We start from the raw sequence: 26,025 nt of genomic DNA on the forward strand, positions 1-26,025 counted from the left end.
TCAAACCGCTTGAAACCATGAATATTTTTTACGAAGAATCCGGCCAGTTCAAAGTGGCCTCGGTCGTTCAGAAAAACGACGCCACTTATCAGGCCGATACGCAGCACGGGAAACGCACGAAGGTGAAGGCGAACAATGTATTCGTTGAATTTACCGAACCGATGGACGTTTTTTTGAACCGTGCCCAAGCCGTTGCGGAAGAAATCGACACCGATTTGCTGTGGGAGGTATGCGGGGAAGACGAATTCACCGCCGAGGCCATCGCCGAAGAGTATTTCGGCCAGGCCCCTACCCAAACGGAGCTGGCGGCCACTTTTATCGCACTCTACGCCGCGCCGATGTATTTCCACAAAAAAGCCAAAGGCGTGTTCAAGGCCGCGCCGGAAGAAACGCTCAGGCAGGCATTGGCCGCCATCGAACGCAAAAAGCAGCAGGATGCGCAGATTGAAGCATGGTCGCAGGCTCTTCAGCGCGGGGAGATGCCGTCTGAAATCGCTGCCGACCTGAAATCCATCCTGCACGCGCCCGACAAACAGTCGCTCACATTCAAGGCTTTTGCCAAAGCCGCCGATGCGTTGAAAATGCAGCCTTATGATTTGGCGAAGAAAACCGGCGGCGTGAAAAATTTGCCGCAATACCTGCGCGACGGTTTCGAGATGAAGCATTATCCGCAGGGTACGGGCTTTCCCGATATTCCCGTGCCGCTGCTGCCCGAGCTGCCCCGCGCCGACGTTTCGGCGTTTTCGATTGACGACGATGCCACCACCGAAGTGGACGATGCTTTGAGCGTAACCGATTTGGGCGGCGGCGCGAAACGCGTCGGCATCCACATTGCCGCGCCCGCGTTGGCGGCGGAAAACGGCAGCGCAATCGAACAAACCATCTTCGGCCGTCAAAGCACGGCCTATTTCCCCGACGGCAAAATCACCATGTTGCCGGACAATTGGATTGCCGCGTTCAGTCTGGACGCAGGCGGCTTCCGTCCTGCCGTGAGCATCTATTTCGATGTTGATGCGGATTTCAACGTCGGCAAACCCGTGAGCAGGGTGGAAGCCGTCAACATCGCCGAAAACCTGCGCATCCAGGCCATCGAGCCGCATTTCAACACCGAAACGGGGCTGGATGCGGAAGGCGAAGCCATGTTCGCCCACCATCAGGATTTAATCTGGCTGCACCGTTTTGCCGTTGCCCTGCAAAAAGCGCGCGGCAAATACGAAGAAAACCGCCCCCCGCAATACGATTACGGCATCGAAGTGGATTCAGACGGCCAAGTGTCGGTATCCCGTCGCGAACGCGGTTCGCCCATCGATACGCTCGTGAGCGAAATGATGATTCTCGCCAACAGCACGTGGGCGGAAATGCTCCATGAAAACGGGCTGCCCGGCCTGTTCCGCGTACAGCCCGCGCTGGGCAAAGTGCGCATGAGCACCAAATCCGAACCGCATGCCGGCATGGGCGTGGCGCACTACGGCTGGTTTACTTCCCCGCTGCGCCGCGCGTCGGACTACATCAACCAAAAGCAGCTTCTGAGCCTGATTTCAGACGGCCTGCCCCGTTATGAAAAAAACGATGCCGACCTGTTTGCCGCCCTGCGCGATTTCGACACCGCCTACACCGCCTACGCCGATTTCCAACGCCAAATGGAAACCTACTGGAGTCTGGTGTACATCAAACAGCAGGGGTTGAAAGAGCTGGCCGCCACGCTCTTGAAAGAAGATTTGGTACGCATCGACGGCCTGCCGCTCGTTACCCGAGCCACCGGCATTCCGTTCGACACCCTGCCGAAAACGCGGATTCTGCTGAATGTGGCGGAAATCGATACGGAAAAACAGTTTGCCGCGCTGCATTATGCCAAAACAGCCATGCCGCAAAGCTGATGCCGTCTGAAAACAGCGGGGCCGTCTGAAAAATTGTTTCAGACGGCCCTGTTTTTCAGACGGCCTTCAATCCGACTTATGCCGCAACTTCCCGCCGCACAAGTTCATCACGCAGGTTGGCAAAGGCTTCGCGCAGGGCGGCAAGTTCGGCTCGGAAGGTTTTTTGGTTGGCTTCGTCGTCGTTGCCGTTGTGCTTGCCGGACAGTTTCTCATAAGCGGCCAGTTCGATGTCGATGTAGACTCCGCCGCCGACGGTAACGCGGATGTGTCCCATGCGGCTGACGGAAGCATCGAAAACGGCATCCTTCCAAAGGATGCGGTGCAGCTTTTTGCGGAACAGGCCGCCGCAGTAGCTGTAAACGGCTTTGTTGGTCAGCAGGTAACGCCCGCCCTCGGCTTCATTGTCGGCCATAATCGGAAATTCGTCGGACTGACGTTGCAGTTTCATTTTCGCCATAAAACGCTCGGCCGCCGCATAAAGCGGGTCGGGCTGAGGTTGCGGCAACTGACCGTGCGGCACAAGCAGGCCGCCTCCGTCGGGGGCAACCAAATGGTCGGCACGGTAGCGGTTGAGCGTGCGCAGAAACGCAGAATAGTAAATATCGAGCGCGGTTTGGACGGTATCGGCATGAAAACCGTTCCGTTCGCTGTTTTGACGGCAGGCATCGAGCATATCGTGCATATTCTGCCACAACTGCCCGTGCGCTCCGACATCGGCATATCGGGCGGCAACGGTAACGATGCGGGCCGTCTGAACACCGATGTCCCGCGCCCAAATGCCGCTTTCGCGCAAAACGTGATACGGCGAAGTCAGCAGGGTATAGAGCGCATTGACCTGCTCCTGCACGGCCTGCGCCTTAAAACCGCCGCTGCCGGTGTGTTCAAACGCCGCACCGATGATGCAGCTTGCCAGATATTCGTCCCACCCCTTAAACAAACGCTGCACCGTTGCACCGTATTGCGCCACAAGTTCGGCATAACGGGCTTCGTCGAGCAGTCCGGCGGCCAGCCCGCTGCCGAGTATCTGGAAAATACGGGCGTAATCGTAACCGCAGATGCCCGATTGCGGACACAGCGCGTAAAAATCCGCGGCATCTCGGCAAAGCGCGGCGTAATGCGTCAGAAAATCGGGTTGGGACAACATGTCGGCCGCACGGCTGTAAAATTGCGCCGCATCCCATTCGAAAGTTTGGGCAGTATCCAAACCGAAATAATCAAACGCCTCTTTCAGACGGCCTTCCTCAACACCCTCAACCAGCAAATTACGGGCAGCATCCTCAAATGCACCACCGTGTTCCGAATACAGGCCATGCAGGATATACAGCAACACCCCCGCCGATTCGCGCCTGCGGTCGAAATCACGCAGCACACCGGTCAGACTTTCCGCATCTTCAATGCCGTACCCGCCGTATAACCCTTCACGCAGCGTACCGGTATGGTCGGGATGATAAGTTTGAACGGCACTGAAAAAACGGTGCGCCGCCACCTTTTCCGCCAACAGCACGCAGTCGGCATCCGATGCTCTGAACAAGGCCTGATAAGCGTTTTCGGGCACAAAGCTCAAATCCATTGTCTTCTTTCGTTCCGTGTTTTTACGTATTGAATCAGGATATTTTGAGCGGTTTGCCGCCAAGACAGGGAAATTTTTTGACAGGCCGTCTGAAAAAGGAACGAACGGCAAAGTCTGAAAATAAAAAACGCCCGCAAAATAACGGGCGTTTTTTATTGTATCTTGTATTTTCAATAAACAAATAGCAATCATCAAGCAAAAAAATAACCGCGAAGTGCGGTTGGTTGCGGGGGCAGGATTCGAACCTACGACCTTCGGGTTATGAGCCCGACGAGCTACCATGCTGCTCCACCCCGCGTCAGAGAACGTAACTATACGTTTTTCGGTAGCGGCTGTCAAGCGGTTTTCGGCAGATTGTTTGGCTGCGGGCGGGGCAGAGTCATGCCTGATATTGTGATGCCGTTATAAAGGCCGTCTGAAAAACTTTTTCAGACGGCCTGTTAAACGGATTTCTTCAGCGTATCAGGACACCATGCCGGTTCTTCGGGATGGCTGCCCGATTCAGGCTAAACCTCAATACGGGATAACGGTTAAAGGCTACATGAAGGCATTGACAATCAGCACCAGGGCCAGTGCGGAGAAGGCGCCGATGAAGGAAACCATCGTCTTGGCCATGAACTGGTCTTTAACGTCTTTCAAACCGTAGAGTCCGTTGAACACCCAGAAACCGCTGTCGTTGAAGTAGCTGAAGGATACTGCGCCTGCACAGGTGGACATGGCGACCATGGCCGGATTCAAGCCCAGTTGGGGAACGAGCGGTGCGGTCAGGGTGGCGGCGGTAATCAGGGCAACGGTGGCGCTGCCGAGCGAAATACGCATCAGGGCGGCGATGACGAACGGTATCAGGATACCCGGGATGCCCATGTCCAAAACGGCTTTGCCCAAGGCTTCGCCGATACCGGCATCGCGTACGACGTAGCCCAAAGAACCGCCTGCGCCTGTGATGAACAGAATCATACCGGTGGATTTGATGCCGTCTTCAATCGATTTGTTGGTTTCTTCTTTGGAAAGGCGTGCGCCCAAGCCGTACAGGGCAATCAGAAGGCCGATAATCAGGGCGATAACGGGATGGCCTGCCATTTTCACGAAACCGGCAAATGGACCTTCGAGCTTCAGGAAGGTAACGGTTGTGTTGCCCAAAATCAGAATCAGCGGAATGATGATGGGGGCGAATGACAGGGCTGCGCCGGGCAGTTTTTTGTCTTTGTAAATCTGTTCCATGTTTTCAATGGATTTGATGTACGCTTCCTTGAAGTCTTTGCGCTCGAAATCGGTGCCGTCTTCGGTGGGAACTTGGTAGATTCTTTTACCGAGCCAAATCGAATAGAGCGTGGAGGCAATCAAAACCGGCAGTGTCATGACCAAACCCCAAACAATCATCATGCCCATATCCATTTCCAGAATACCGGCAACAGCCAGCGGACCGGGGGTCGGCGGGATGAAAACGTGTGCCAACTGCAAACCGGTTGCCATCGCCAAGCCGAGGCCGACGACGCTCTTGCCGGTCATGCGCGACAGGGATTTTGCCAGCGGGGTCAGAATCACCAAGCCCGAATCGGCGAATACGGGAATGGCGACCACATAGCCGGTTAAGGCCAAAGCCCATTCTTCTTTGGCCTTGCCGATGAGTTTGATGATGGAGAAGGCCATCTGCTCGGCCGCTCCGGAACGTTCCAAAATGGCTCCCATCATCACGCCGACGCCGATGATAATGCCTGTGCTGCCCAGCGTGCTGCCGAAGCCTTTGGTAATCGAACCGATAACGTCGTCAAACGGCAGGCCGCCAATCAAACCCGTTACCAGCGAAGAGATAATCAGGGCGACGAAAACGTGAATCCTGGTTTTCATCGCAAGCACCAAGAGAAGCGCAATCCCGATTGCCAAACCAATCAGCATCTGTGTCGTACTTACTGCTGCTTCCATTTTTTGCTCCTTTACAAAGCATTATTTTCAGAAAATGTATTCAGTCCGTAACGGTTGGAAAACAGGTTGGGCATATGCGGGACGGGCACTGTCCGATTGTCGGAACATTTCGAAGCCCGTCCCGCACGTTTCCCATTTCCTCGTGTTTTCCTACCGCAGTTGCGCTTTTAACGCACCAGACACGGTTTTTTGTTGTCGAATTCCCAGCCCGGAATCAGGTACTGCATCGCCATCGCGTCGTTGCGTGCGCCCAAGCCCATGTTTTTGTAGAGTTCGTGGGCTTTTTGGACTTGGTCCATGTCGAGTTCGATGCCCAAGCCCGGTTTTTTCGGCACTTCCACCAAGCCGCCTTTGATTTGCAGCGGCTCTTTGGTAAGGCGTTGGTTGCCTTCCTGCCAAATCCAGTGGGTGTCGATGGCAGTAATGTTGCCCGGAGCGGCCGCGGCAACGTGGGTGAACATCGCCAGCGAAATATCGAAGTGGTTGTTGGAATGCGAACCCCAAGTCAAACCCCATTCGTTACACATTTGGGCAACGCGAACGGAACCCTGCATCGTCCAGAAATGCGGGTCGGCCAGCGGAATGTCGACGGATTGCAGCGAGATGGTGTGTCCCATCTGCCGCCAGTCGGTCGCAATCATGTTGGTGGCGGTCGGCAGGCCGGTGGCACGGCGGAACTCGGCCATCACTTCGCGGCCGGAATAGCCCTGCTCCGCACCGCACGGGTCTTCGGCATAAGCCAGCACACCTTTGAGTTCCTTGCCGATTTCAACGGCTTCGGCCAGCGACCATGCGCCGTTGGGGTCGAGCGTGATGCGGGCTTCAGGGAAACGTTTTGCCAAGGCTTTGATGGATTCGGCTTCTTCAAAACCGGCCAACACGCCGCCTTTGAGTTTGAAATCGTTGAAGCCGTATTTTTCGTAGGCGGCTTCGGCCAAACGCACCACGGAATCAGGCGTCATGGCCACTTCGTGACGCAGGCGGTACCAGTCGCAGGCATCGTTTTCCTGATTTTGGTACGGCAGGTCGGTTTTTTTGCGGTCGCCGATGAAGAAGAGATAACCGAGCATTTCCACCGCATCGCGCTGTTGGCCGTCGCCCAAGAGCGAAGCCACGGTAACGTTCAGGAATTTGCCCAACAGGTCGAGCATGGCCGCTTCGATGGCGGTTACGACGTGGATGGTGGTGCGCAGGTCGAAAGTCTGCAAACCGCGTCCGCCCGCATCGCGGTCGGCAAATTGATTGCGGACCGCAGTCATCACGTTTTTATATTCGCCGAGCGTTTTGCCGATGACCAAAGGTTTGGCATCTTCCAACGTCTGACGGATTTTTTCGCCGCCCGGCACTTCGCCCACGCCGGTGTTGCCGCTGTTGTCTTTCAGGATAACGATGTTGCGCGTGAAATAAGGGGCGTGCGCGCCGCTCAGGTTCAGCAGCATGCTGTCGTGGCCGGCCACGGGGATAACGGTCATTTCGGTGATTACCGGGGTAGACATGGTGCAACTCCTTGTTGGTTGGTTTTCGTAACGGGTTCGGGCGGCTCGGATGTATACAGGCCGTCTGAAAAACAGGTTGTCCGCCAAAGCTGTCCGGATAGGCGGGAAACTGCGGCTCCGCCCTTTTCCGGCATACCGACGTGATGAAATTTCCCAATCACAGCCATTGATACGGTCGACTTGCAAGTCATTATAGGTAAACCGTTTTACGAAAGAATCGGCTAAACACCTGAAAATCGGCGGCTTTTTTTGTGATTTTTTGGGCTTCGGCACAACAAACCGCATCCGCACCGTCAAAAACACACCATTCGGCCCGCATACACAGGCCGTCTGAAACATCCGTTCCAACCAAACCGCCCCGCTTCATCCGCACCGCCCATATACAGCGGCACGCGGCCGGACGGGCACTCGACAAACCGAAGGCCGTCTGAAAAACGGTTTTCAGACGGCCTGCCCTGCCACCGAAGCCGACCCAATCGGCGCATGCACATATTTTCACGGATAAACGCCGTTTTTTTTGTTTATCTGCACAATGAAAAAATGCCCGAAAAAAATTAGACTGTCCGCAATTTCCAAAAACAGAGGAGCTTTCGCCGTGAACGAAAAATACTTCCCCAATCCCCTGCGCCAACGTCTGCTCAAAGGCGAAACCCTTATCGGCTGCTGGAGCGCGCTGGGCAGTCCGGTTACCGCCGAAATTCTGGGACTTGCGGGTTTCGACTGGCTGCTGCTCGACGGCGAACACGCCCCCAACGACGTATTGTCGTTCATCCCCCAACTGATGGCCTTGAAAGACAGCCCGAGCATGCCCGTGGTGCGTCCGCCCAAAAACGACCCCGTCATCATCAAACGCCTGCTCGACATCGGCTTCTACAACCTGCTGATTCCCTTCGTGGAAACCGAAGAAGACGCGCTTCAGGCCGTCGCATCCACCCGCTACCCGCCCGAAGGCATACGCGGCGTATCGGTTGCCCACCGCAGCAACGGCTACGGTACCGTCCCCGACTACTTCAAAACCATCGGCGGCAACATCAGCGTCATCGTACAAATTGAAAGCGGGCCGGGCGTGGACAACGTCGAAGCCATCGCCGCCGTCGACGGCGTGGACTGCCTGTTTGTCGGCCCGGGCGATTTGTCGGCCGCACTCGGCTATTTGGGACAGCCCAACCATCCCGAAGTGCAGAAAGTGATTCAGGATATTTTCGCCGCCGCCAAACGCCACGGCAAAGCCAGCGGCATTCTCGCCCCCGTCGAAGAAGACGCTCGCCGCTATCTCGAATGGGGCGCAACATTCGTCGCCGTCGGCAGCGATTTGGGCGTATTCCGCAGCGGCACGCAAGCCCTGCGCAACAAATTCAAATAACCCGAAACGGCCGCACATCCCGACCCGCACGGTTTTCAGACGGCCTTTCACGCCGTCTGAAAACCGTCCCGTTCCAACCAAACAAAACCCACCGAATCCATCCGTGATTTACTTAAAGAAAGGACATCCCATGAAAATCGGTTTTATCGGCTTAGGCATTATGGGCAAACCCATGAGCAAAAACCTGCTCAAAGCAGGCTACGAACTCGTGGTGCTCGACTTCAACCAAGACGCGGTCAAAGAAGTGGTTGACGCAGGCGCAACCGCCGCCGCCACCCCCAAAGAAGTCGCGCAGCAGGTCGACGTCGTCATCACCATGCTGCCCAACTCGCCCCATGTCAAACAGGTCGCATTGGGCGAAAACGGCATCGCCGAAGGCGCAAAAGCAGGTTTGGGCTTTATCGACATGAGTTCCATCGCACCGCTGGCCAGCCGCGAAATCCATGAAGAACTGGCCAAAAAAGGCATCGAAATGCTCGACGCGCCCGTGAGCGGCGGCGAACCCAAAGCCATCGACGGCACCCTGTCCGTCATGGTCGGCGGCAGCAAAGCCGTGTTCGACAAATACTACGACGTGATGAAAGCCATGGCAGGCTCCGTGGTGTACACCGGCGAAATCGGCGCGGGCAACGTCACCAAACTCGCCAACCAAGTGATTGTCGCGCTCAACATCGCCGCCATGTCTGAAGCCCTCGTGCTCGCCACCAAAGCCGGCGTCGATCCCGAACTCGTTTACCAAGCCATCCGCGGCGGCCTGGCCGGCAGCACCGTACTCGATGCCAAAGCCCCGATGGTGCTTGACCGCAACTTCAAACCCGGCTTCCGCATCGACCTGCACATCAAAGACCTGGCCAACGCGCTCGACACCTCCCACGGCGTAGGTGCCAGCCTGCCGCTGACCGCTGCGGTGATGGAAATGATGCAGGTGCTGAAACTCGACGGCCACGGCCAGTCCGACCACAGCGCGCTGGCACGCTATTACGAAAAACTGACCAACAGCGAAGTCAAACGCGGCGGCTGAGCCGACAAACAAACGGCGGCTGCATGATTGCACCCGCCGTTTCTGTAACCGTCAGAAACCGTCGCAAGTATTTTCAGACGGCCATATATACAGCTTATTGAAGCGCACCGGCGACAGTACCGATACCTGCTCCCACACCGGCTCCTGCGATACCGCCGGCTTTGGCACCGGCTCCCGCGCCGACAAATGCACCGGGAGGGCCGCCTACTACAGCTCCGCCGATAGCACCGCCGATGCCGCCGACAACGCCGCCAACGGCACCGCCGATTCCCGCACCGGCGGCACCCCAGCTGAACGCCTTATCCCAACTGCCTCCAGCGACCATTTGGATTTCATCAAAAGTCAATTCGTGCATACCTAAGTCATTTACAGTAATTGCCTGCATATTGAAACTCCTTATTTAAAAAATTCTAAACAAAACGTAGATTATTGTGCCGCACCGAGGCCCACACCGATACCACTGCCGATAGCAGCGCCTCCGGCTCCTAAGTATTTGGCACCGGCAATACCGCCGGCCACAGCACCGGCAGGGCCGCCGACAGCAAAGCCACCGGCCGCTCCGCCGACACCGCCGAGAAGTCCGCCGACAGCACCGCCGATTCCCGCACCGACAGCACCATATCCGGCAGCTTCTTTCCAGCCGCCTCCGGCAACCAATCGGGTTTCGCTCAAGGTCAATTCCTGCATACCTGCAGTATTAAAAACATTTGTCTGCATATCCAGCTCCTTAAAACAAAAATATAAAAATCAAAATAAAGTCGGAATCGTCTTATAAGAAAAAATGCTTAAAACCAAAAAAATCAAAAACGATTTAGCATAAACAGCAGCGGCATCCCATGAAAATCCGTCTGCATACAATACATATCCCCCCCTGACAAGGGAAGCTATGCATAAAACGATAAAAACATACATGCATAAATTTAGAAAACCATGCAGTACAGTATGCAACATAATGTCCTCCATATTTCCATCAAAAAATTAACCGAAAACAGAATATGGATGAATTCAATACTTAGGGAATTTCAAAGAATGCGCACAACCATTCCATTGTTTTGATTCATCTCAAGCATCTTTCATCCGACGCATATAGAACGGGTTATCCGGATTGCCAGCATTTTGCCGGCCGTCTGTTCCGATTTACATTTTCTTCGGATTCTTCATCACCACCTCCTTCAACTGTCGGTTGGAAACGCCGAACGCAGTTTTCAAGCGTTGGTATTCTGTACGGCTCCGTTTTCCGGTTTTTGTTTCTTCAATTTGACTCTTTTCCGGTAAATAAAATTTAAATTTTATTTACCGGAAAATCATTCGTGAAACTTCATTTTCATAACCATACAGACAAATTTGCTACAAAAAACGCCACACCGCAGTTTCCAGGACAAAGAAATACCCGAACGGCCGTGTGAAATCATTTTTCCGACTGTTATTGGCGGGACAACCCTATATATATAATCCAATCCCAAGCAGATTCTCCCGTTTATGCTTTGCCGCAAAGACAAACCGAAAAAACAAGCCGAAAGGGAAAAAGGCCGTCTGAAAACTTTTCAGACGGCCTTTGCCGTATATTTTGCTTACGTCTGCCCTACAGCAGCAAAACATATTCTTTATGAAAAACAGTAAGTTGAAGACGACACAGGCAGTACAGCAGAGCGCAGCACCGCTGCGGCGGAAATAAAGTTTTTTCCGCCGTTATTTCCCCAGCCGATACAGTCTGCCGACATTTTGTGCGGTGGAAACCAGATTTTCCCGACCTTGTTTCAGAATCTCTTCCAGCGGGGCGGTGTGGCGGATGATGGGGAACACGGCGTCGATACCGGCCTGATAGACGACTTCGTAATCTTCTCGCAGGCAGCCGACAATCGCGATGACGGGTTTGTCGAACTTTTTGGCGGTTTTCGCCACGCCGACGGGTGTTTTGCCGCGTATGCTTTGGGCGTCCATACGGCCTTCGCCTGTGATGACGAGATCGGCGTCTTTGACTTTGTCGGCCAATTGTGCGGCTTCGATGACGATTTCGATGCCTGCCTTTAATTTGACTTGCGGCAATACGAGCAGCCCGCCGCCCATTCCGCCCGCCGCGCCCGCGCCTGCGTGGTCGCGGATGTTCAGGCCGGTGTCGCGCGATACGGTGGCGGCGAAATGTTCGAGTGCGGCATCCAGCGCGGCAACGGCTTCGGGGCTTGCGCCTTTCTGCGGGCCAAACACGGCGGATGCGCCGTTCTCGCCGCACAGGGGGTTGTCTACGTCGCAGGCAACTTCAAAAGAAACGTTTTTCAGACGGCCGTCGAGTGCGGACAAATCTACTTTGGCGAGTTTCGCCAGGCTGCCGCCGCCGTAGCCGATGTCGAGGCCGTCTGAGCCGGTGAGTTTCGCGCCCAAGGCTTGCAGCATGCCTGCGCCGCCGTCGTTGGTGGCGCTGCCGCCGATGCCGAGGATGATTTTTTCCACGCCTTTGTCGAGCGCGGCTTTAACGAGTTCGCCCGTGCCGTAGCTGGTGGTGATCAGCGGATTGCGTTTTTCAGACGGCACCAAATGCAGGCCGGATGCGGCGGCCATTTCGATAATGGCGGTTTTGCCGTCGCCCGACACGGCGAATGCGGCGGTAACGCGGTTGCCCAAGGGGGCGGTAACTTCGGTTTCGACGAGCCGCCCGCCGGTGGCGTCGGCCAGCGACTGCACCGTGCCTTCGCCGCCGTCGGCCATGGGCACTTTGACGTATTCGGCATCGGGCAGCACTTTTTTCAATCCGGTTTCGATGGCTTCGGCCACTTCCAATGCGGTCAGGCTTTCTTTGAAGGAGTCGGGGGCGATGACGATTTTCATGGTGTAGTCCTTTTGATTTTTTACGGGGTACGCTGCGGTCGGTTTCAGACGGCCTTTGTTTGGCAAAAACGTGCGGATGCCGTCTGAAAATCCGGGGTTTGCGACACGGCCTATTCGAGATGCTGTATCGGTTCGGCCGTGTGTTTTCAGACGGCATGGGGCGTTGCGCGAACATTCAGGGCCGTCTGAAAACGGGTTTTAAAATTTGAATACGCCGAACATCAGGGTCGAAATCACGGTCATCATCAGGCCGATGGCGCTTTCGTAGGGAATCAGCTTCAGGCGTTCGTTGATGTCCATGTTGACGCTGCCGCCGGTGGCGTGGAAAAACGAGCCGTGCGGCATGTGGTCGGCCACGGTTGCACCCGCGTGAATCATGGCGGCGGCGGCGATGCCGGTTACGCCCAGCTCGACCAGCGTGCTGCCGAATACGTTGGACGCCACCACCGTACCGGCCGTGGTGGACGCGGTGGCCAGCGACATCAGGATGCCGGACACGGGAGCGAGCAGGTAGGACGGCAGGCCGGAGGCGGTCAGGCCGTCAATCAAAACGTTTTTCAAACCCGAGTTGGCGATGATGCCCGCCAGCGCGCCCGTTCCCAACAGCATCACGGCCACGGGCGCCATTTTGCCCAAACCGCTGACGGCATAAGTGTTGATCATCCGGATTCTGCCCATCAGCAACGCACCGGCCAAGCCGCCCACCGGCAGGGCAATCAGCGGATCGACGGCGATGTCCGCCAGCGGGCGCAGCGCGAGCAGCAGAATCGCCACCAGCGGCGCAACCATGGCCGCGGCGAAAGAAGGCAGTTGGCCGGCATGTGCCGCGGCGGCTTCGTCCCCGCTCACGCGCGAACCTTTCTTCATCAGCCGTTTGGCCAGAAAATAAGTGCACACCAGCCCGACCAACGCGGGAACGATGCCCGCCGCCATCACGGAAGTGAGCGGCAGTTGGAACGCGTCGGACGCGGCAATCGCGTTGGGGTTGGGCGAAATGATGTTGCCCGCCTTGCCGCCGCCGATCATCGCCAGCAGCACGGCGGGTTTCGACAAATCGACGCGGCGCGCCAAGGCCAGCGCAATCGGCGACACGGTAATCACGGCCACATCGACGAATACGCCCACGGCGGTCAGAATCATCGTGGCGGCGGCCAAAGCCAGCAATGCGCGGCTTTCGCCCAGTTTTTTCACGATGGTTTCGGCAATGGAAGTGGCCGCGCCCGACTCAATCAGCACACCCGCCAACACGCCCGCGGCCAAAATCCGCATCACGGCGGTGGTGATGCCCTGCGCGCCTTCAATCATCAGCTTGACCGTAGCGGCTAAATCCGCCCCGCCGACCAAACCGCCGGCCAATGCACCCGCAATCATGCCGTAGGCAGGCGGGACTTTTCTCAAAATCAGGAAGATGGCAACAATCAGGGCAACGATTGCACCGAGTGCGGATACGGCAGGCATGGCGGAGCTCCTTAAAGTTTTAATGTCGGGAGTCATTATGGCGGCAAGACGGAGGAAAGTCTTTGTGCAGCCGTCTGAAAAATCAGCCGCACCCCGCCGTTTTTTTTAGATAAACTGCCAGTTTCAGACGGCATATCCTGTGGGAAAATCATTGTGCCCCCAACCACCGGCCAGGAGAAACCATGTCCGCATACCCGCTCAATACCCAACTCGCCCAAAAAATCGTCGCCCGCACGATGGACATCATCGGCTGCAACGTCAACATCATGGACGCCAAAGGCGTCATCATCGCCAGCGGCGACCCCGAACGCATCGGCAGCGTACACGACGGCGCACTGCTCGCGCTCTCGCAAGAACGCGTGGTGGACATCAGCGAAGGCAGCAGCCACAACCTGCACGGCGTGCGCCCCGGCATCAACCTGCCCCTGCGCGCCGACGGCGGCACCGTCGGCGTGATCGGGCTGACCGGCAACCCCGACCATCTCCAAGAATACGGCAAACTCGTGTGCATGACCGCCGAAATGATGATTGAACAGGCACGGCTGTTCGACATGCTCGCCCAAGACGCGCGCCTGAAAGAAGAGCTGATACTGAACCTCATCAACGCCGAACACATCACCCCCGCCCTGCGCGAATGGGCCAACCGCCTCGGCGTGGACGTTACCGTCCCCCGCGTTGCCTGCATCATCGAAATCGGCGGACGGCAGCTCGGCATCGAAGAAATGCGCGACGAGCTGCAAAACATCCAAAACCTGCTGCGCCACCCCGAACGTGACAACCTCATTGCCATCCTTTCGCTCACCGAACTCGTCATCCTCAAACCCGCACTCGACACCTACGGCCGCTGGGACGTACAGAACCACATCGAACGCATCCGCCTGCTCCAATCGCGCATGAGCGAAAACGCCAGGCTCAACGTCCGCATCGCCTTGGGCAACTATTTTCCCGACAGCGCCAACGGCATCGCCCTGTCGTACCGCACCGCCAAAACCACGCTCGAAGTCGGCAAAGCCCGCCAGCCCGACGAACTCGTTTTCAACTATCAGGAACTCATGCTGCCCGTTTTGCTCAACCAGCTCAAAGACGGCTGGCAGAAAGAAGAACTCGAACGCACCGTCAACAAACTCAAACAGGCCGACCACAACGGCACCCTGCGCAAAACCCTGTGCGCCTGGTTCGACCACAACATGCAGGCCGTAACCACCGCCCAATCGCTCTACATCCACCGCAACACGCTCGAATACCGCCTGGGCAAAATCGCCGAACTTACCGGCCTGAACATCGCCCGCACCGACGACCGCTTCCTGCTGTATATGGCGGTGAATATGCTGCTTTAGCGTTTGAAAAACGGAAGAAAACCGAAGGCCGTCTGAAAAATCTTTCAGACGGCCTTTGTTTCAGGCTGTATTTGTCCCCTACTTATCCCGAACCCACTGCCGCATGCTTTGGCGGATGAAGGCCATCTGCTTTCGGTAGCGGCGGCAGTGCGGGCAGAACATCAGGTGCAGGCGCAGCAGCAGGCGTTCTTTGCGGGAAAGGCGGCGGGCTTGGCTTTGCGACAGCAGCACGGTGGTCTGTTTGCAGTTGAGCATGGTGTTTCCTTTCGCTTTCATACGGGTTTGCCCAAGTCGAACCAGCGGTGTTGCAGGCATTGGCGCAGGCCGTTGCGGGCGCGGTGCAGGATGACGTAGCAGTTGTCGGGGCTGATGCCGAAATCGCGGCAGATTTCGTCGGTGTCCCAGCCCATCACTTCGCGCAGGTAGAAGATGCGGGCGGTGTCTTCGGGCAATCCCTGCATACAGTTTTCGAGGGCGCGGAAAAAGTCCTGCTGGTGGACGGCTTCTTCGGGTACGGCCCGCCATTCCTGCGGGCCTGCTTCGGCCGTCCAGTGGCCGCTGCTGTCGAAACAGCCGTCGAACGCGGCATCGATGCCGGCGTTTTCTTCTTGCAGGTGTTTGATGCTGACCGTGGGTTTGCGGCTGCGGAAATGGTCGGTGATTTTGTTTTTCAAAATGCCGATCACCCATGTTTTCAGCCCCGCTTCGGCGCGGAACTGTTCCGATTTGCCGATAGCGGCGGCGAGCGTGTCCTGCACGAGGTCTTCGGCCAGGCTGTCGTCGCGCAGTTGGATTTTGGCAAACCGCAGGATGTCGGGCATCAGGGCGGTCAGGTGTTGTTTGATGTCTTCCATGATGTATTTTCGTTTTTTTCGGGTTGCCGTGGGTTTTCAGACGGCCTGCCGCGCATAATACGCACCATCAGGCCGTCTGAAAACGGAGACTGTCCGGCTATCCGTTCTCCTCCGCCACCAACACGCCGGCTTCCGACCATTGTGCGATGCTTTCGCGCAAGGCCGCGTCTGCGCTGCGGTTGCCGTTGATTTCGCTCAGGGCGGCACTCAGACTGTCGTAACTGTCGGGCTGCGACAGGAAATGTTGCAGCAGGAACAGGTCGATACCGGACACGGCTTGGTAGAGCACTTCGTCGCGACGGTTGCGCCACACCAGCACGTCGCTCGGGGTATCGTCGAAACCCGCCAGGCCGCTGCCGACAAAATCGCAGGAATAGTGTTTCAGGCGCACGGACGGAGCCGGAACCAATACGGCCGCATCGTGCCACAGGCCGTCTGAAACGGGTTGGATAACGGTTTCGGCGTGCAGCAGGTCGGTTTCGAACGCCATCATCGCCAAGATGTTTTCAGACGGCCTGTCTTCGGGCGGCAGGCTGCCGAGCCATGCGAGAAACGCGGCGGGAATGTCGTTGAAAAACGGCGATTCGGGGCGGGCTTCGTCGAGAAAACGGTGCTGCCAGTTCTGCCATCGGGCGGGGTCGAGAAAGGTGCTGCTGTCGCTGAAACAGCGGTCGAGAAAATTTTGCAGGTTGTTGCGCACGAGGCGGACGTACACGGCCATGCGTTCGGGGGCGATGCCTTCCGGCGCGGGCAGCGAGGGATTTCGGACGTGGTCGGCAAACGCCTGCTGCGCACGCGCTGCGCTGTTCGGGGTATCAGGCTGCATGGCGTTGCTGCTCCGTTTGCTGTTGGACGGCGGCGATGCGGCCGACTTCGGCTTCGAGTTCGGCAAACGGCGGGAAATTGCTGTCGCGCTCGAGCAGCGTCGGCACGCTTCGGGGCAGCAGGGCGCAGGTGTGGGCGTACAAATCCCACACGTCGCCGCACACGGGCCGGCCGTGGGTGTCGATCAGCAAATCGGCGGCCTCCGCATCGTGTCCGGCCATGTGCATATAGGTTACGCGCGGCAAATCGACGGCGGCGATGTAGTCGTGCGGCGCGACGATACCGTGGTTGACGGCGTTGACGTAGATATTGTTGATGTCCAAATGGATGTCGCAGTCGGCTTCGCGCACCACGGCGTTGAGAAACTCGGCTTCGTTCATCTCGGCGATGGGGTTATGCGCGTAGTAGGACGTGTTTTCCACCGCAATCCGCATTTCGAGTACGTCCTGCACCGTGCGGATGCGCGCGGCGGTGTGGCGCACGGATTCTGCGGTAAACGGCAGCGGCATCAGTTCGTAAACATGGCCGTGGTCGCTGCAGTAGCTCAGGTGCTCGGAGAAAAAACCGATGCCGTATTGGCGGATAAATGCTTTGATTTGTTTGAGAAAACCGATGTCCAGCGGGTCTTGGCCGCCCAACGACAGCGACAATCCGTGGCAGGCGACGGGGAAACGTTCGGCAACCGCATCAAACTGCCTGCGCGCCGCGCCGCCCATGCGCAGCCAGTTTTCGGGTGCGGCTTCTATAAAGGAAATCGGGCTTTCGGTGCGGTCGAGCGCGAGAAAATCGGCGGCCATGTGGCGTTTGTAGCCCAAGCCGGCTCCTTGCAGGGTGTTCATCAGAAATTCCTTATCGTCGTTATGGTCATGTGTTCCGCACATCAGAACCGCTCAAAGAGGCGGGCGGCATCCGATATGGGATGGATTCCCGTACAAAGCATATCGGGACACTTGTGATTGTTGCGGCAGGCCGTCTGAAAGCCGTGCGCTTTTCAGACGGCCTCTTGTTTCCCTGCGGCATTCAACCATCCTGCCGCAGGGACAACGGATACGGGGCTTATTTGCTGCCGCACTTGCCCTCGCCGCATGCGCCTTCGGCGGCTTTTTTGACGGCTGATTTCACGGTTTTCGCGGCAACGGGCTGTTTGGTGTCGGCAGATGCCTGTCCGCCCAACAATGCCAATGCGCCGGCCAATGCAATCAGGGAAGCAGATTTTTTCATCATGTATCCTTTCAAGTTAACAAATCGAAATTAAAGAAGGTTTTGGAGACCATGCCGTCTGAAAACCACATCAAACGGCAGCTCCGTGGTTTTCGGCCAACCCCACGGCAAACGGCGCTGCCTTGCCGGATGCCGTAAGTTTTGCCGGACGGAAAGTTATTTGCTGCCGCACTTGCCTTCGCCGCACTTGCCTTCAACCGCTTTGCTGGCCGCAGCCCCGCATTTGCCTTCGCCGCATTTGCCCTCAACGGCTTTACCTGCGCCGCAGCCTGCTTCGGATGCTTTGCCTTTTGCACCGCATCCGGCATGTCCGGCTTTGTGTTCGCCCGCTTTTTCCGCAGGCGTGCTTTGGCTTTCGCAACCGGCCAACATCAGCGCACCGGCCAGAGTCAACAGGGTAGAAGTCGTTTTGTTCATGGTTTTTCCTTTAAATAAAAATAAATGTTGAAGAAAGCTTTTCAGACGGCCTTATTACGTCCGAACAGCAGGAAATCGAGCGACCACCGTCCCATCCCTTGGAACACGAGCGGCAGTAATACCAACAGGTACACCACAGCCATTTTGTAGCCGTTGTCGCAAACGTTGTAGCCGTTGCCCGCATGCACCGCGGCCCAAGCCACGGCGGTCAGCACGGCCAACACCAGCGCGCCGAAGCGTCCGAACAGGCCTGTCAGCAGCAGCACCGGCACCAGCAGCTCCGCCCACATCGCCGCCTGCCAGTTCAACGCCGCAGGCAGCAGGTCAAAGGGGAAGGGAAACGCGCTTTGAATGTCGGCAAACCAGTTTTCACCGTTCCATTTTTCCACGCCCGCCTCCCAAAATTCATAGGCGGCAAACAGGCGCAGAGCCAACAGAGAAGCGTCTTTGCCGAGGCCGTCTGAAAAACGGTTCAGACGCAGGCAAGAACATGATGGAAGTAATGTCATTGTGTGTTCCTCGTTGCAAATCAGTCTGCCCAGTAGACGGACGGCAGGAACGGTTTCTTACGGCAGCCGCGAAGTTTTTTAAAAAATTTATTTCAACATCATGATTTTCATGATGATTTTTTGTCGATTTTTTTGCACAAAAACTGTATCCGGATATGGTGCGGATATGGATGGGTAACCGCCAAGCCACCGTTTCGGATTCGCAGAAAATCTGCCCTGCAATCCGGACGGAACGCCGTTTTCAGCAACACGCTTGTCCATCTCCGAATCTTCACTTAATAAATAAAGTATCTGCCTTTCAGACGGCCCATCCATCATATCCAAGGCCGTCTGAAATGGTTTGCCGTTCCGTTGCCCATCCTTCCCCTTTTTTCTGCATTCCGCTGTAAGATTTCCCCTGCCTGTTCCGTCAAACCTGTGTCTCCAACCCGAAAACGGAAATCTGTGATGAAACCGAAACTCCGACCCTTATGGATTGCCGCGCTGTTTGCAGCCGCGATCGGCACATTCGCACTGCTGCGGCACACCCCCGAAGCGGCTGCCGCGCCCGTTCCCGCCGCGCTGGAAAAACTGCACGATGCCCACGGCAAACCCGTAGGCCGTCTGAAAAACGGCAAACCGACCCTGATTAAATTCTGGGCAAGCTGGTGTCCGCTGTGTTTGTCCGAACTGGAAAAAACCGAGCAATGGGCGCAGGACAAGCGTTTTCAGACGGCCAACCTGCTCACCGTGGCCTCGCCCGGTTTTCTCGGCGAAAAGAAAGACGGCGAGTTTCAGACATGGTATAAAGGGCTGGCCTATCCCAAGCTGCCGCTGGCGGTGGATGCGGGCGGTGCGCTGGCCAAAAGCCTGAACATCGGCGTGTACCCCTCGTGGGCGGTGCTCGATAAAAACGGCAACGTCGCCCGCATCGTCAAAGGCAGCATCAACGAAGCGCAGGCACTCGCACTCATCGGCAATCCTGACGCCGACATAGGCCGTCTGAAAACCACGTTCAACAAACCCGCTGAAAACAAAAAGGAAACCAAACCGATGAACCTGAAAACCATCCATCTGGCCGGCGGCTGCTTCTGGGGCTTGGAAGCCTACTTCCAACGCATCGACGGCGTGGCCGACGCGGTATCGGGCTACGCCAACGGCAACACCGAAAACCCGAGCTACGAAGACGTGGTGCGCCGCAACACCGGCCACGCCGAAACCGTGCGCGTCAGCTACGATGCCGACAAATTGAGTCTCGACCAAATCCTGCAATACTATTTCCGCGTCATCGACCCCACCAGCCTCAACAAACAGGGCAATGACCGCGGCACGCAATACCGCACCGGCGTTTACTACACCGACCCCGCCGAAAAAGCCGTGGTGGATGCCGCCATCGCGCGCGAGCAGAAAAAGTTCGACCGCCCGATTGTGGTGGAAAACCTGCCGCTGAAACACTTCTACGAAGCCGAGGAATACCATCAGGACTACCTCGTCAAAAACCCCAACGGCTACTGCCACATCGACATCAGCAAAGCCGACGAGCCGCTTGAAGGCGCGTCCGCCGACGGCCAAGCCGCCAAAGGCTTCGACGCGGCAAGCTACAAAAAGCCCGGCGATGCCGAACTGAAACAGCGTCTCACCGCCGAGCAATACCGCGTTACCCAGCAATCGGGCACGGAATACGCCTTCAGCCACGAATACGACCACCTGTTCAAACCCGGCATTTACGTGGACATCGTCAGCGGCGAACCCCTGTTTTCGTCCGCCGACAAATACAACTCCGGCTGCGGCTGGCCGAGCTTCACCAAACCGATCGAGCAGGCCGCCGTTACCGAACACGAAGACCTGAGCTACAACATGCGCCGCGTCGAAGTCCGCAGCCGCGCCGCCGACTCCCATCTCGGCCACGTCTTCCCCGACGGCCCGCGCGACAAAGGCGGCCTGCGCTACTGCATCAACGGCGCAAGCCTGAAATTCATCCCGCTGGAAGAAATGGACAAAGCCGGCTACGGACATTTGAAACATCTGGCGAAATAAACCGCGTTTGTTTGAACGCCAACCGCAAAACACACAGGCCGTCTGAAACATTTTCAGACGGCCTGTGTGTTTCGGAATACCACAACCTTCGGATTCGGCATCCCCTGCCTTGTATTCAGATGTTCAAACGGTTTGGGTTGGTAAATTTGCCGGATACACGGCATTTGCCCATGCCAACCATTCGGGATTGATTTTACCGTTGACAAACATCGCCGGTTCGGGTCCTTTATCCCACCCCAAAACACCGCCGGCAATATGTACTAATTCGTTCTGTTGCAATTCAATCATGACACTACTCCTTATCGTTACAAATAAAATACAAACTGCAAAACAAAACCATGCTACGGCTTTGCCGTTTTACAGTACCACACTCACGCGCAATAAAATTTACAGATAGATTATTTCTGGTTACCTCACGAAAACTTTTCAAAATAATTATTTATAATCATGATGTTGTAATCAAATGCAGTCTGCCTGCATATCCAATCCGATACCACTTACCATACAGCGTAATCAGCTATAAAATCCAAACACGGTTAGCTGCCATAAACGGCGTAACCGTGCTCAACGCCCTCCAAAACAGCCGATGCCGTCTGAAAAATTTTCAGACGGCCTGTATTACTGCCCCCCACTGCATGCCGATTTTTACACATCCCCGTGCAACCATTTCCCGTCCCGCCCGTCTGAAAACCATGCGGATGCAGACCGCACCTTGTTATAATTCCGTTTTTCCGAACGGCTGCACCGTTTTCCGCCAATCCATCCAAACAAACGCATGAACGTACTCCGGCTCTACAACCTACTCTGGCACATCGCGCCGCTGTTTATCCGCCGTTATCTCAGAAAGCGCGGCGAAAAGTCGCCCGCCTATCTCGAACATTGGGGCGAACGCTTCGGCCGGCCGTTCGACCATCCCGTGCAGCATCCTGTTTGGATACACGCCGTTTCCGTCGGCGAAACGCGTGCCGCCGAACCTTTGGCAGCCGCACTGCGCAGCCGTTTCCCCACCCGTCCGCTGCTGCTCACGCAGATGACGCCCACCGGCCGCGCGGCCGCCGAAGAGCTGTTCCCCGACGCACAGTGCCGCTACCTGCCCTACGACAAACCCGAATACATCCGCCAATTTCTCGCCGAACACAAACCCGCGTTCGGCATTCTGATGGAAACCGAAATCTGGCCGAACCTGATGAACGAATGCGCGGCAGCGGGCGTGCCGCTGTTTTTGGCCAATGCGCGGCTGTCGGAAAAATCGCAAAACGGCTACCTGAAAGTGCGCGCGCTGGTCGAGCCGCAAATGCAGACCCTGAGCGGCTGCTACGCCCAATCCGCCGCCGATGCCGAACGGCTGCACCTGATCGGCGCGTCCAACGTCCACGTCTGCGGCAACACCAAATACGACATCACCCCGCCCGAAGCCATGCGTGCACTGGCGGCGGCCTTTACCGAACGCATCGGCGCACGCGATGTCGTGGTCTGCGCCAGCACCCGCGAATACAAAGGCGAAGACGAAGCCGAACTGCTGCTCGAAGCATGGAAACCCTACCGCGGCGATGCGCTGTTGGTGATTGTGCCGCGCCACCCCGAACGTTTTCAGACGGCCTACGACACCGCCGTCAGAATGGGCTACCGCGTCCAGAAGCGCAGCGACGGCAAAATGGTTTCGCCCGAAACCCAAGTATGGATCGGCGACAGCATGGGAGAAATGTTCGCCTACTACATGGTGGCCGACGCCGCTTTCGTGGGCGGCAGCCTGGTGGACACGGGCTGCCAAAACATCATCGAACCCATTGCCTGCGGCATCCCCACCGTGTTCGGCCATTCGGTGTACAACTTCGCCGATGCCTGCCGCAACGCGCTCGAATGCGGCGCGGCCAAGCAGGTACGGAATGCTCAGGAATGGTATGCCACCGTGTCGCAATGGCTCGCCGAACCGGAAAAGCGCGGCAGCTACGCCGCCAATGCCGAAGCCTTCGTCGTCCGCCACAGGGGGGCAAGCCGCCGTATGGCGGAAAAAATTTACGAAGCGGTGGAAAAACACCAAGCGGCACAGGCACGGCTCGGATAAAGCCGAAACATCGGGATAAACCTGCAAAACATCCAAGGCCGTCTGAAAAAGATTTTTCAGACGGCCTGATTGCAGGGCTGGGGGATTGCAGAAGTTTTTAGAAACGGGAAAACTGCCGCTACCACAGGAAATTACCGTCGCAATGGAAATACCCCGCCATTCCCACGCAGGCGGGCATCCAGACGGTTGAATTTCGGTAACTGTTGGAAAATTCCGTTATCGAACATCAAAGGTCTGGATTCCCGCCTGCGCGGGAATGACGTTTTGGGGCCGGCCGTCTGAAAACCGGCTTTCAGGTTGTGAATCCGCTTGGATTGTGATTGCAGGGACAGTTAACCGTTCTAGGTCGACGTAACCGTATTCATAGAAATCCAAAACCCAAAGGCCGTCTGAAAACAGTTTTCAAGCTGCGGATACGCTCGGATTGTAGATGGTAGGATACGCGGTCAAGCGTTCTAAAGCCGCGCAACCGTACTCATAGAAATCCAAAACCCAAGGCCGTCTGAAATAGTTTTCAGACGGCCTGATTGCAGGGTTTGGGGATTGCGGAAGTTTTGAGAAACAGGAAAACCGGCCGCTACCACAGGAAATGACCGTCAAAATGGAAATACCTCGTCATTCCCGCGCAGGCGGGAATCCAGACCTTTGATATTCAGAAACGGTTTTTTCGGCAATTACCGAAATTCAACCGCTCGGATTCCCGCCTGCGCGGGCATGACGTTTCGGATCGTCAGGCCGTCTGAAAATCAGCTTGCAGGTTGCTGATATGTTTGGTTACAGATGGCAGATGCGTTTGCGGTTTACCCATTACCCCAAACGGGCCAACCGTACGCACGGAATACAGAAACTCGAAAGGCCGTCTGAAACCATTTCAGACGGCCTTGGATGTTTCGCGGGTTTATGCCGACCGGCGGCGGGCTATTTTCCTGCCTTCAACACCTGACGCGCAAAGGCTGTGATGCCGGTAATGAAAAACGCCAGCCCCAGCCATTTGGCCGCGGTATCCCAGTTTTCCAGCCCCAAGGCCAGCGGGGCATCGCTGCCGCCGTTGGTTACCGAGAAGGCGATGATGAAGGCGAGCACAACGCCGACCAGACTTTCGCCGACAATCAAACCGGCTGCAAACAGCGTGCCGATGCGGTCGGCGGTTTTCAGACGGCCTTCCGCCCCCGCTCCGCGTTTGGCGATGATGTTTTTGACCACGGCGGCCAACACCGCGCCGATGACAATCGGCATGTTGACCGACGGCGGCAGGTAGATGCCCATGCCCACGGCCAAAACGGGCAGGCTCAGACGCGAGGCAGTGGCTTTTTTCAGTACGATGTCGATGATAATCAGGGCAATGCCGATGGCAACGCCGGTGAAAATGTAATCCCATTGCAGGTTGTGCGCGAAAATACCGGTGGCGATGGTGGTCATCAGCGTGGCCTGCGGCGCGGCGAGCGCTTGGGTGGCGTCCATGCCTTCGCGCGGCATCGCGCCGGTAAAGCCGTAGGCTTGATAAAGCAGCTCGAGCACGGGTGCAATCACAACCGCTCCGACCACGCAGCCGATAATCAGCACAATCTGCTGGTAACGCGGCGTGGCTTTAACGAGGTAGCCCGTTTTCAAATCCTGCAGGTTGTCGTTGGAAATCGAGGCCACGGAAATCACGGCCGAACCGCAAAACAGCGTCAGCGCAAGCAGGAACTCCCGGTTTGCGGCATCGGCGAACAGCCCGCCCGATTCGCCTATCGCCAGCAGTACAAGCGAGATAACCACCACGGAAACGATGCCGATGCCGGAAATCGGGCTGGACGAAGAGCCGACCAAACCGGCCATATAGCCGCAGGCGGCTGCCACGAGAAAGCCGATGACCGAAGCGAGCAGCGTGCACGCGGCCACCAGCAGCCAAGCCAGGCCGTCTGAAATATTCGCTGCGGCGACAAACTGGTAAAACGTAACCGCCAACACCGCCATCATGCCGAGCGTCCACAGAATCATCGCTTTGGGCGACAAATCGCGCTCCACCCGTTCGGCGGACATTTCCGCACCGCCTTTGAGTGCGCGGAACGACAGGTGCATGCCTTCCATCATCGGCTTGGCCAGCGTAATCAGCGTCCAAATGGCGGCGATGCCGATGGTGCCGGCACCGATAAAGCGGACTTTTTCCCGCCACAGTTTCATCGCAAAGTCAGCCATTTCCATATCGGCAGGCTGCGGAATATTAGCAGATAAGTAGGGAACAGCCCCCCCCCACGCAATAAAAATGCCGGCAAGTATGGCAATGCCGCCGGTTAACCCCACCAGCCAACCTGCACCGAGCAATGCCAGCGAAAAACCCATCGGCAGTTGGAAAATGGCGGTGCCGCTTTTCAACCAGTAGCTTGCGCTGTCGGCGGCAATACGCAGGCCGCCGGTGCAGAAGCTGACCAAACCCGCCAAAATACCGCCCGTGGCGATTTCGCGCACGCCGCTGCCGCCTTTGGCCGCTTCGTCATCTTCATGTTCGCCGCTGCCCACTTTCAAAATTTCCGCAGCCGCCACGCCTTCGGGGTAAGGCAGTTTGCTCTTGACCACCATGGCGTAACGCAGCGGAATGGTGAAAATCACCCCTAAAATCCCACCGGCCATACAGATCAGCGTGGTCTGCCAAAACGGAAAACCGCTCCAGTAGCCTGCCATCAGCAGGCCGGGAATTACAAAAATAATCGTCGACAGCGTGCCTGCAGCCGAAGCCTGCGTCTGCACCATATTGTTTTCAAGAATATTGCTGTCTTTGGCGAATTTCAGTACCGCCATCGAAATGACCGCAGCCGGAATCGACGAAGCGAACGTCAAACCGACCTTCAGGCCGAGATAAACGTTGGAAGCGGTAAACACCACGGTAATCAGTGCGCCGAGAATAATGCCGCGCAGCGTCAGCTCACGGTAATCCGCATAAGGGTCATAGGACATGGTTGTGTTTCCTTTTCAAACGGGACAGCCACAATGGTCTTGTCTGACAGCGGAATTGTCAAGAATCGTTTGGAAAACGGAAATGCAATTAACGGGAAAAAACGGTTTTTGAAGATTGTTTTGGCAGGTATACTGCATACCTGTTCACCGTTTTCAGACGGTCTTGATAGTCCCCCCCAATTTCCCGGAAGGATTCCCGCATGATAGAAGTAGGCATCATCATGGGCAGCGACAGCGACTGGCCCGTCATGCAGCACGCCGCCGATTTTCTCACACGGTTCGGCATCGCATACGAAACCCGCGTCGTCTCCGC

General features: G+C 56.6%; 26 protein-coding genes and 1 tRNA gene. 8 read left to right on the forward strand and 19 right to left on the reverse strand.

All coding sequences use genetic code 11. The annotated features are described in order from the left end of the window. Positions 1 to 17 precede the first annotated feature (17 nt). On the forward strand, positions 18 to 1,877 hold the full coding sequence (locus tag ACEYDX_RS05130; protein ID WP_373740948.1) for a ribonuclease catalytic domain-containing protein: 1,860 nt from the start codon (positions 18 to 20) through the stop codon (positions 1,875 to 1,877). Positions 1,878 to 1,953: 76 nt separating this feature from the next. On the opposite strand, the gene ACEYDX_RS05135 is transcribed toward ACEYDX_RS05130, so the two are convergent. The 5 genes from ACEYDX_RS05135 to ACEYDX_RS05155 form a co-directional block, all read right to left on the reverse strand. Next, positions 1,954 to 3,447 carry a DUF1266 domain-containing protein gene (locus ACEYDX_RS05135; RefSeq protein ID WP_373740949.1) on the reverse strand — a complete coding sequence of 498 codons (1,494 nt, stop codon included), beginning with the start codon at positions 3,445 to 3,447 and terminating at the stop codon, positions 1,954 to 1,956. A gap of 221 nt (positions 3,448 to 3,668) precedes the next feature. Next, positions 3,669 to 3,745, reverse strand: a tRNA-Met gene (locus ACEYDX_RS05140). A gap of 239 nt (positions 3,746 to 3,984) precedes the next feature. Beyond that, positions 3,985 to 5,370, reverse strand: a complete 1,386-nt coding sequence (locus ACEYDX_RS05145) for a GntP family permease (protein WP_373740950.1) — start codon at positions 5,368 to 5,370, stop codon at positions 3,985 to 3,987. 167 nt (positions 5,371 to 5,537) lie between these two features. Further along, positions 5,538 to 6,866 carry a glucarate dehydratase gene (gene gudD, locus ACEYDX_RS05150; RefSeq protein WP_373740951.1) on the reverse strand — a complete coding sequence of 443 codons (1,329 nt, stop codon included), beginning with the start codon at positions 6,864 to 6,866 and terminating at the stop codon, positions 5,538 to 5,540. A gap of 190 nt (positions 6,867 to 7,056) precedes the next feature. After that, entirely contained in the window at positions 7,057 to 7,365 is a 309-nt protein-coding gene (locus tag ACEYDX_RS05155; protein WP_373740952.1) for a hypothetical protein, read from the reverse strand. Positions 7,366 to 7,461: 96 nt separating this feature from the next. Between ACEYDX_RS05155 and garL the strand changes: the two genes are divergently transcribed. Both garL and garR read left to right on the forward strand, forming a co-directional pair. Beyond that, on the forward strand, positions 7,462 to 8,229 hold the full coding sequence (gene garL, locus ACEYDX_RS05160; protein ID WP_373740953.1) for a 2-dehydro-3-deoxyglucarate aldolase: 768 nt from the start codon (positions 7,462 to 7,464) through the stop codon (positions 8,227 to 8,229). 130 nt (positions 8,230 to 8,359) lie between these two features. Further along, complete coding sequence (gene garR, locus ACEYDX_RS05165) at positions 8,360 to 9,250, forward strand: 2-hydroxy-3-oxopropionate reductase (RefSeq protein WP_373740954.1); 891 nt, start codon at positions 8,360 to 8,362, stop codon at positions 9,248 to 9,250. Between the two features lie 94 nt (positions 9,251 to 9,344). Here garR and ACEYDX_RS05170 read toward each other — a convergent pair whose 3' ends face one another. The 4 genes from ACEYDX_RS05170 to ACEYDX_RS05185 form a co-directional block, all read right to left on the reverse strand. Continuing rightward, positions 9,345 to 9,635 carry a hypothetical protein gene (locus ACEYDX_RS05170; RefSeq protein ID WP_373740955.1) on the reverse strand — a complete coding sequence of 97 codons (291 nt, stop codon included), beginning with the start codon at positions 9,633 to 9,635 and terminating at the stop codon, positions 9,345 to 9,347. A gap of 41 nt (positions 9,636 to 9,676) precedes the next feature. Continuing rightward, complete coding sequence (locus ACEYDX_RS05175) at positions 9,677 to 9,922, reverse strand: hypothetical protein (protein WP_373740956.1); 246 nt, start codon at positions 9,920 to 9,922, stop codon at positions 9,677 to 9,679. Positions 9,923 to 10,939: 1,017 nt separating this feature from the next. Next, complete coding sequence (locus tag ACEYDX_RS05180) at positions 10,940 to 12,073, reverse strand: glycerate kinase (protein WP_373740957.1); 1,134 nt, start codon at positions 12,071 to 12,073, stop codon at positions 10,940 to 10,942. Positions 12,074 to 12,271: 198 nt separating this feature from the next. Next, the gene (locus ACEYDX_RS05185; RefSeq protein ID WP_373740958.1) at positions 12,272 to 13,531 is read right to left on the reverse strand and encodes a GntP family permease; all 1,260 of its coding nucleotides are present in this window, start codon (positions 13,529 to 13,531) and stop codon (positions 12,272 to 12,274) included. A 182-nt stretch (positions 13,532 to 13,713) separates the two neighbouring features. On the opposite strand from ACEYDX_RS05185, the gene ACEYDX_RS05190 reads away from it, so the two are divergent. Next, the gene (locus ACEYDX_RS05190) at positions 13,714 to 14,868 is read left to right on the forward strand and encodes a sugar diacid recognition domain-containing protein (RefSeq protein WP_373740959.1); all 1,155 of its coding nucleotides are present in this window, start codon (positions 13,714 to 13,716) and stop codon (positions 14,866 to 14,868) included. Positions 14,869 to 14,946: 78 nt separating this feature from the next. Here the strand turns inward: ACEYDX_RS05190 and ACEYDX_RS05195 are convergent, their stop codons facing one another. The 8 genes from ACEYDX_RS05195 to ACEYDX_RS05230 all read right to left on the reverse strand — a co-directional run bounded on the left by ACEYDX_RS05195 (position 14,947) and on the right by ACEYDX_RS05230 (position 19,012). After that, positions 14,947 to 15,123 carry a zf-HC2 domain-containing protein gene (locus tag ACEYDX_RS05195; protein WP_373740960.1) on the reverse strand — a complete coding sequence of 59 codons (177 nt, stop codon included), beginning with the start codon at positions 15,121 to 15,123 and terminating at the stop codon, positions 14,947 to 14,949. Positions 15,124 to 15,140: 17 nt separating this feature from the next. Then, positions 15,141 to 15,722, reverse strand: a complete 582-nt coding sequence (locus tag ACEYDX_RS05200; protein ID WP_373740961.1) for a sigma-70 family RNA polymerase sigma factor — start codon at positions 15,720 to 15,722, stop codon at positions 15,141 to 15,143. 97 nt (positions 15,723 to 15,819) lie between these two features. Beyond that, positions 15,820 to 16,548 carry a DUF2063 domain-containing protein gene (locus ACEYDX_RS05205; RefSeq protein ID WP_373740962.1) on the reverse strand — a complete coding sequence of 243 codons (729 nt, stop codon included), beginning with the start codon at positions 16,546 to 16,548 and terminating at the stop codon, positions 15,820 to 15,822. Then, entirely contained in the window at positions 16,538 to 17,386 is an 849-nt protein-coding gene (locus ACEYDX_RS05210; RefSeq protein WP_373740963.1) for a DUF692 domain-containing protein, read from the reverse strand. Before ACEYDX_RS05210 ends, ACEYDX_RS05205 begins: the two co-directional genes overlap by 11 nt. A gap of 217 nt (positions 17,387 to 17,603) precedes the next feature. Beyond that, positions 17,604 to 17,771, reverse strand: a complete 168-nt coding sequence (locus ACEYDX_RS05215; RefSeq protein ID WP_373740964.1) for a hypothetical protein — start codon at positions 17,769 to 17,771, stop codon at positions 17,604 to 17,606. 153 nt (positions 17,772 to 17,924) lie between these two features. Further along, complete coding sequence (locus ACEYDX_RS05220) at positions 17,925 to 18,185, reverse strand: hypothetical protein (RefSeq protein WP_373740979.1); 261 nt, start codon at positions 18,183 to 18,185, stop codon at positions 17,925 to 17,927. Between the two features lie 41 nt (positions 18,186 to 18,226). Next, a complete protein-coding gene (locus ACEYDX_RS05225; protein WP_373740965.1) occupies positions 18,227 to 18,694 on the reverse strand; it encodes a DoxX family protein in 468 nt (155 codons plus the stop codon). A gap of 87 nt (positions 18,695 to 18,781) precedes the next feature. Then, positions 18,782 to 19,012, reverse strand: a complete 231-nt coding sequence (locus tag ACEYDX_RS05230) for a hypothetical protein (protein WP_373740966.1) — start codon at positions 19,010 to 19,012, stop codon at positions 18,782 to 18,784. Between the two features lie 129 nt (positions 19,013 to 19,141). On the opposite strand from ACEYDX_RS05230, the gene msrAB reads away from it, so the two are divergent. Further along, positions 19,142 to 20,710, forward strand: a complete 1,569-nt coding sequence (gene msrAB, locus ACEYDX_RS05235; protein ID WP_373740967.1) for a bifunctional peptide-methionine (S)-S-oxide reductase MsrA/peptide-methionine (R)-S-oxide reductase MsrB — start codon at positions 19,142 to 19,144, stop codon at positions 20,708 to 20,710. Between the two features lie 123 nt (positions 20,711 to 20,833). Here the strand turns inward: msrAB and ACEYDX_RS05240 are convergent, their stop codons facing one another. Continuing rightward, positions 20,834 to 20,998: a hypothetical protein gene (locus ACEYDX_RS05240; protein ID WP_373740968.1), complete on the reverse strand. Its 165-nt coding sequence runs from the start codon at positions 20,996 to 20,998 to the stop codon at positions 20,834 to 20,836. A 272-nt stretch (positions 20,999 to 21,270) separates the two neighbouring features. On the opposite strand from ACEYDX_RS05240, the gene ACEYDX_RS05245 reads away from it, so the two are divergent. Together ACEYDX_RS05245 and waaA are read left to right on the forward strand one after the other, a co-directional pair. Next, entirely contained in the window at positions 21,271 to 21,489 is a 219-nt protein-coding gene (locus tag ACEYDX_RS05245; protein ID WP_373740969.1) for a hypothetical protein, read from the forward strand. Then, positions 21,486 to 22,775 carry a lipid IV(A) 3-deoxy-D-manno-octulosonic acid transferase gene (gene waaA / locus ACEYDX_RS05250; protein ID WP_373740970.1) on the forward strand — a complete coding sequence of 430 codons (1,290 nt, stop codon included), beginning with the start codon at positions 21,486 to 21,488 and terminating at the stop codon, positions 22,773 to 22,775. Before ACEYDX_RS05245 ends, waaA begins: the two co-directional genes overlap by 4 nt. Before the next feature lie 918 nt (positions 22,776 to 23,693). Here waaA and ACEYDX_RS05255 read toward each other — a convergent pair. Further along, positions 23,694 to 25,712 (reverse strand): OPT family oligopeptide transporter, encoded by a 2,019-nt coding sequence (locus ACEYDX_RS05255; RefSeq protein WP_373740971.1) that lies wholly within the window; start codon positions 25,710 to 25,712, stop codon positions 23,694 to 23,696. A 200-nt stretch (positions 25,713 to 25,912) separates the two neighbouring features. Here ACEYDX_RS05255 and ACEYDX_RS05260 point away from each other — a divergent pair. Then, positions 25,913 to 26,025, forward strand: a 113-nt coding sequence (locus ACEYDX_RS05260; protein WP_373740978.1) for an AIR carboxylase family protein, incomplete at its 3' end; no start/stop codon positions are given.

The organism is Neisseria sp. (assembly GCF_041804105.1).
Lineage (GTDB): Bacteria > Pseudomonadota > Gammaproteobacteria > Burkholderiales > Neisseriaceae > Neisseria.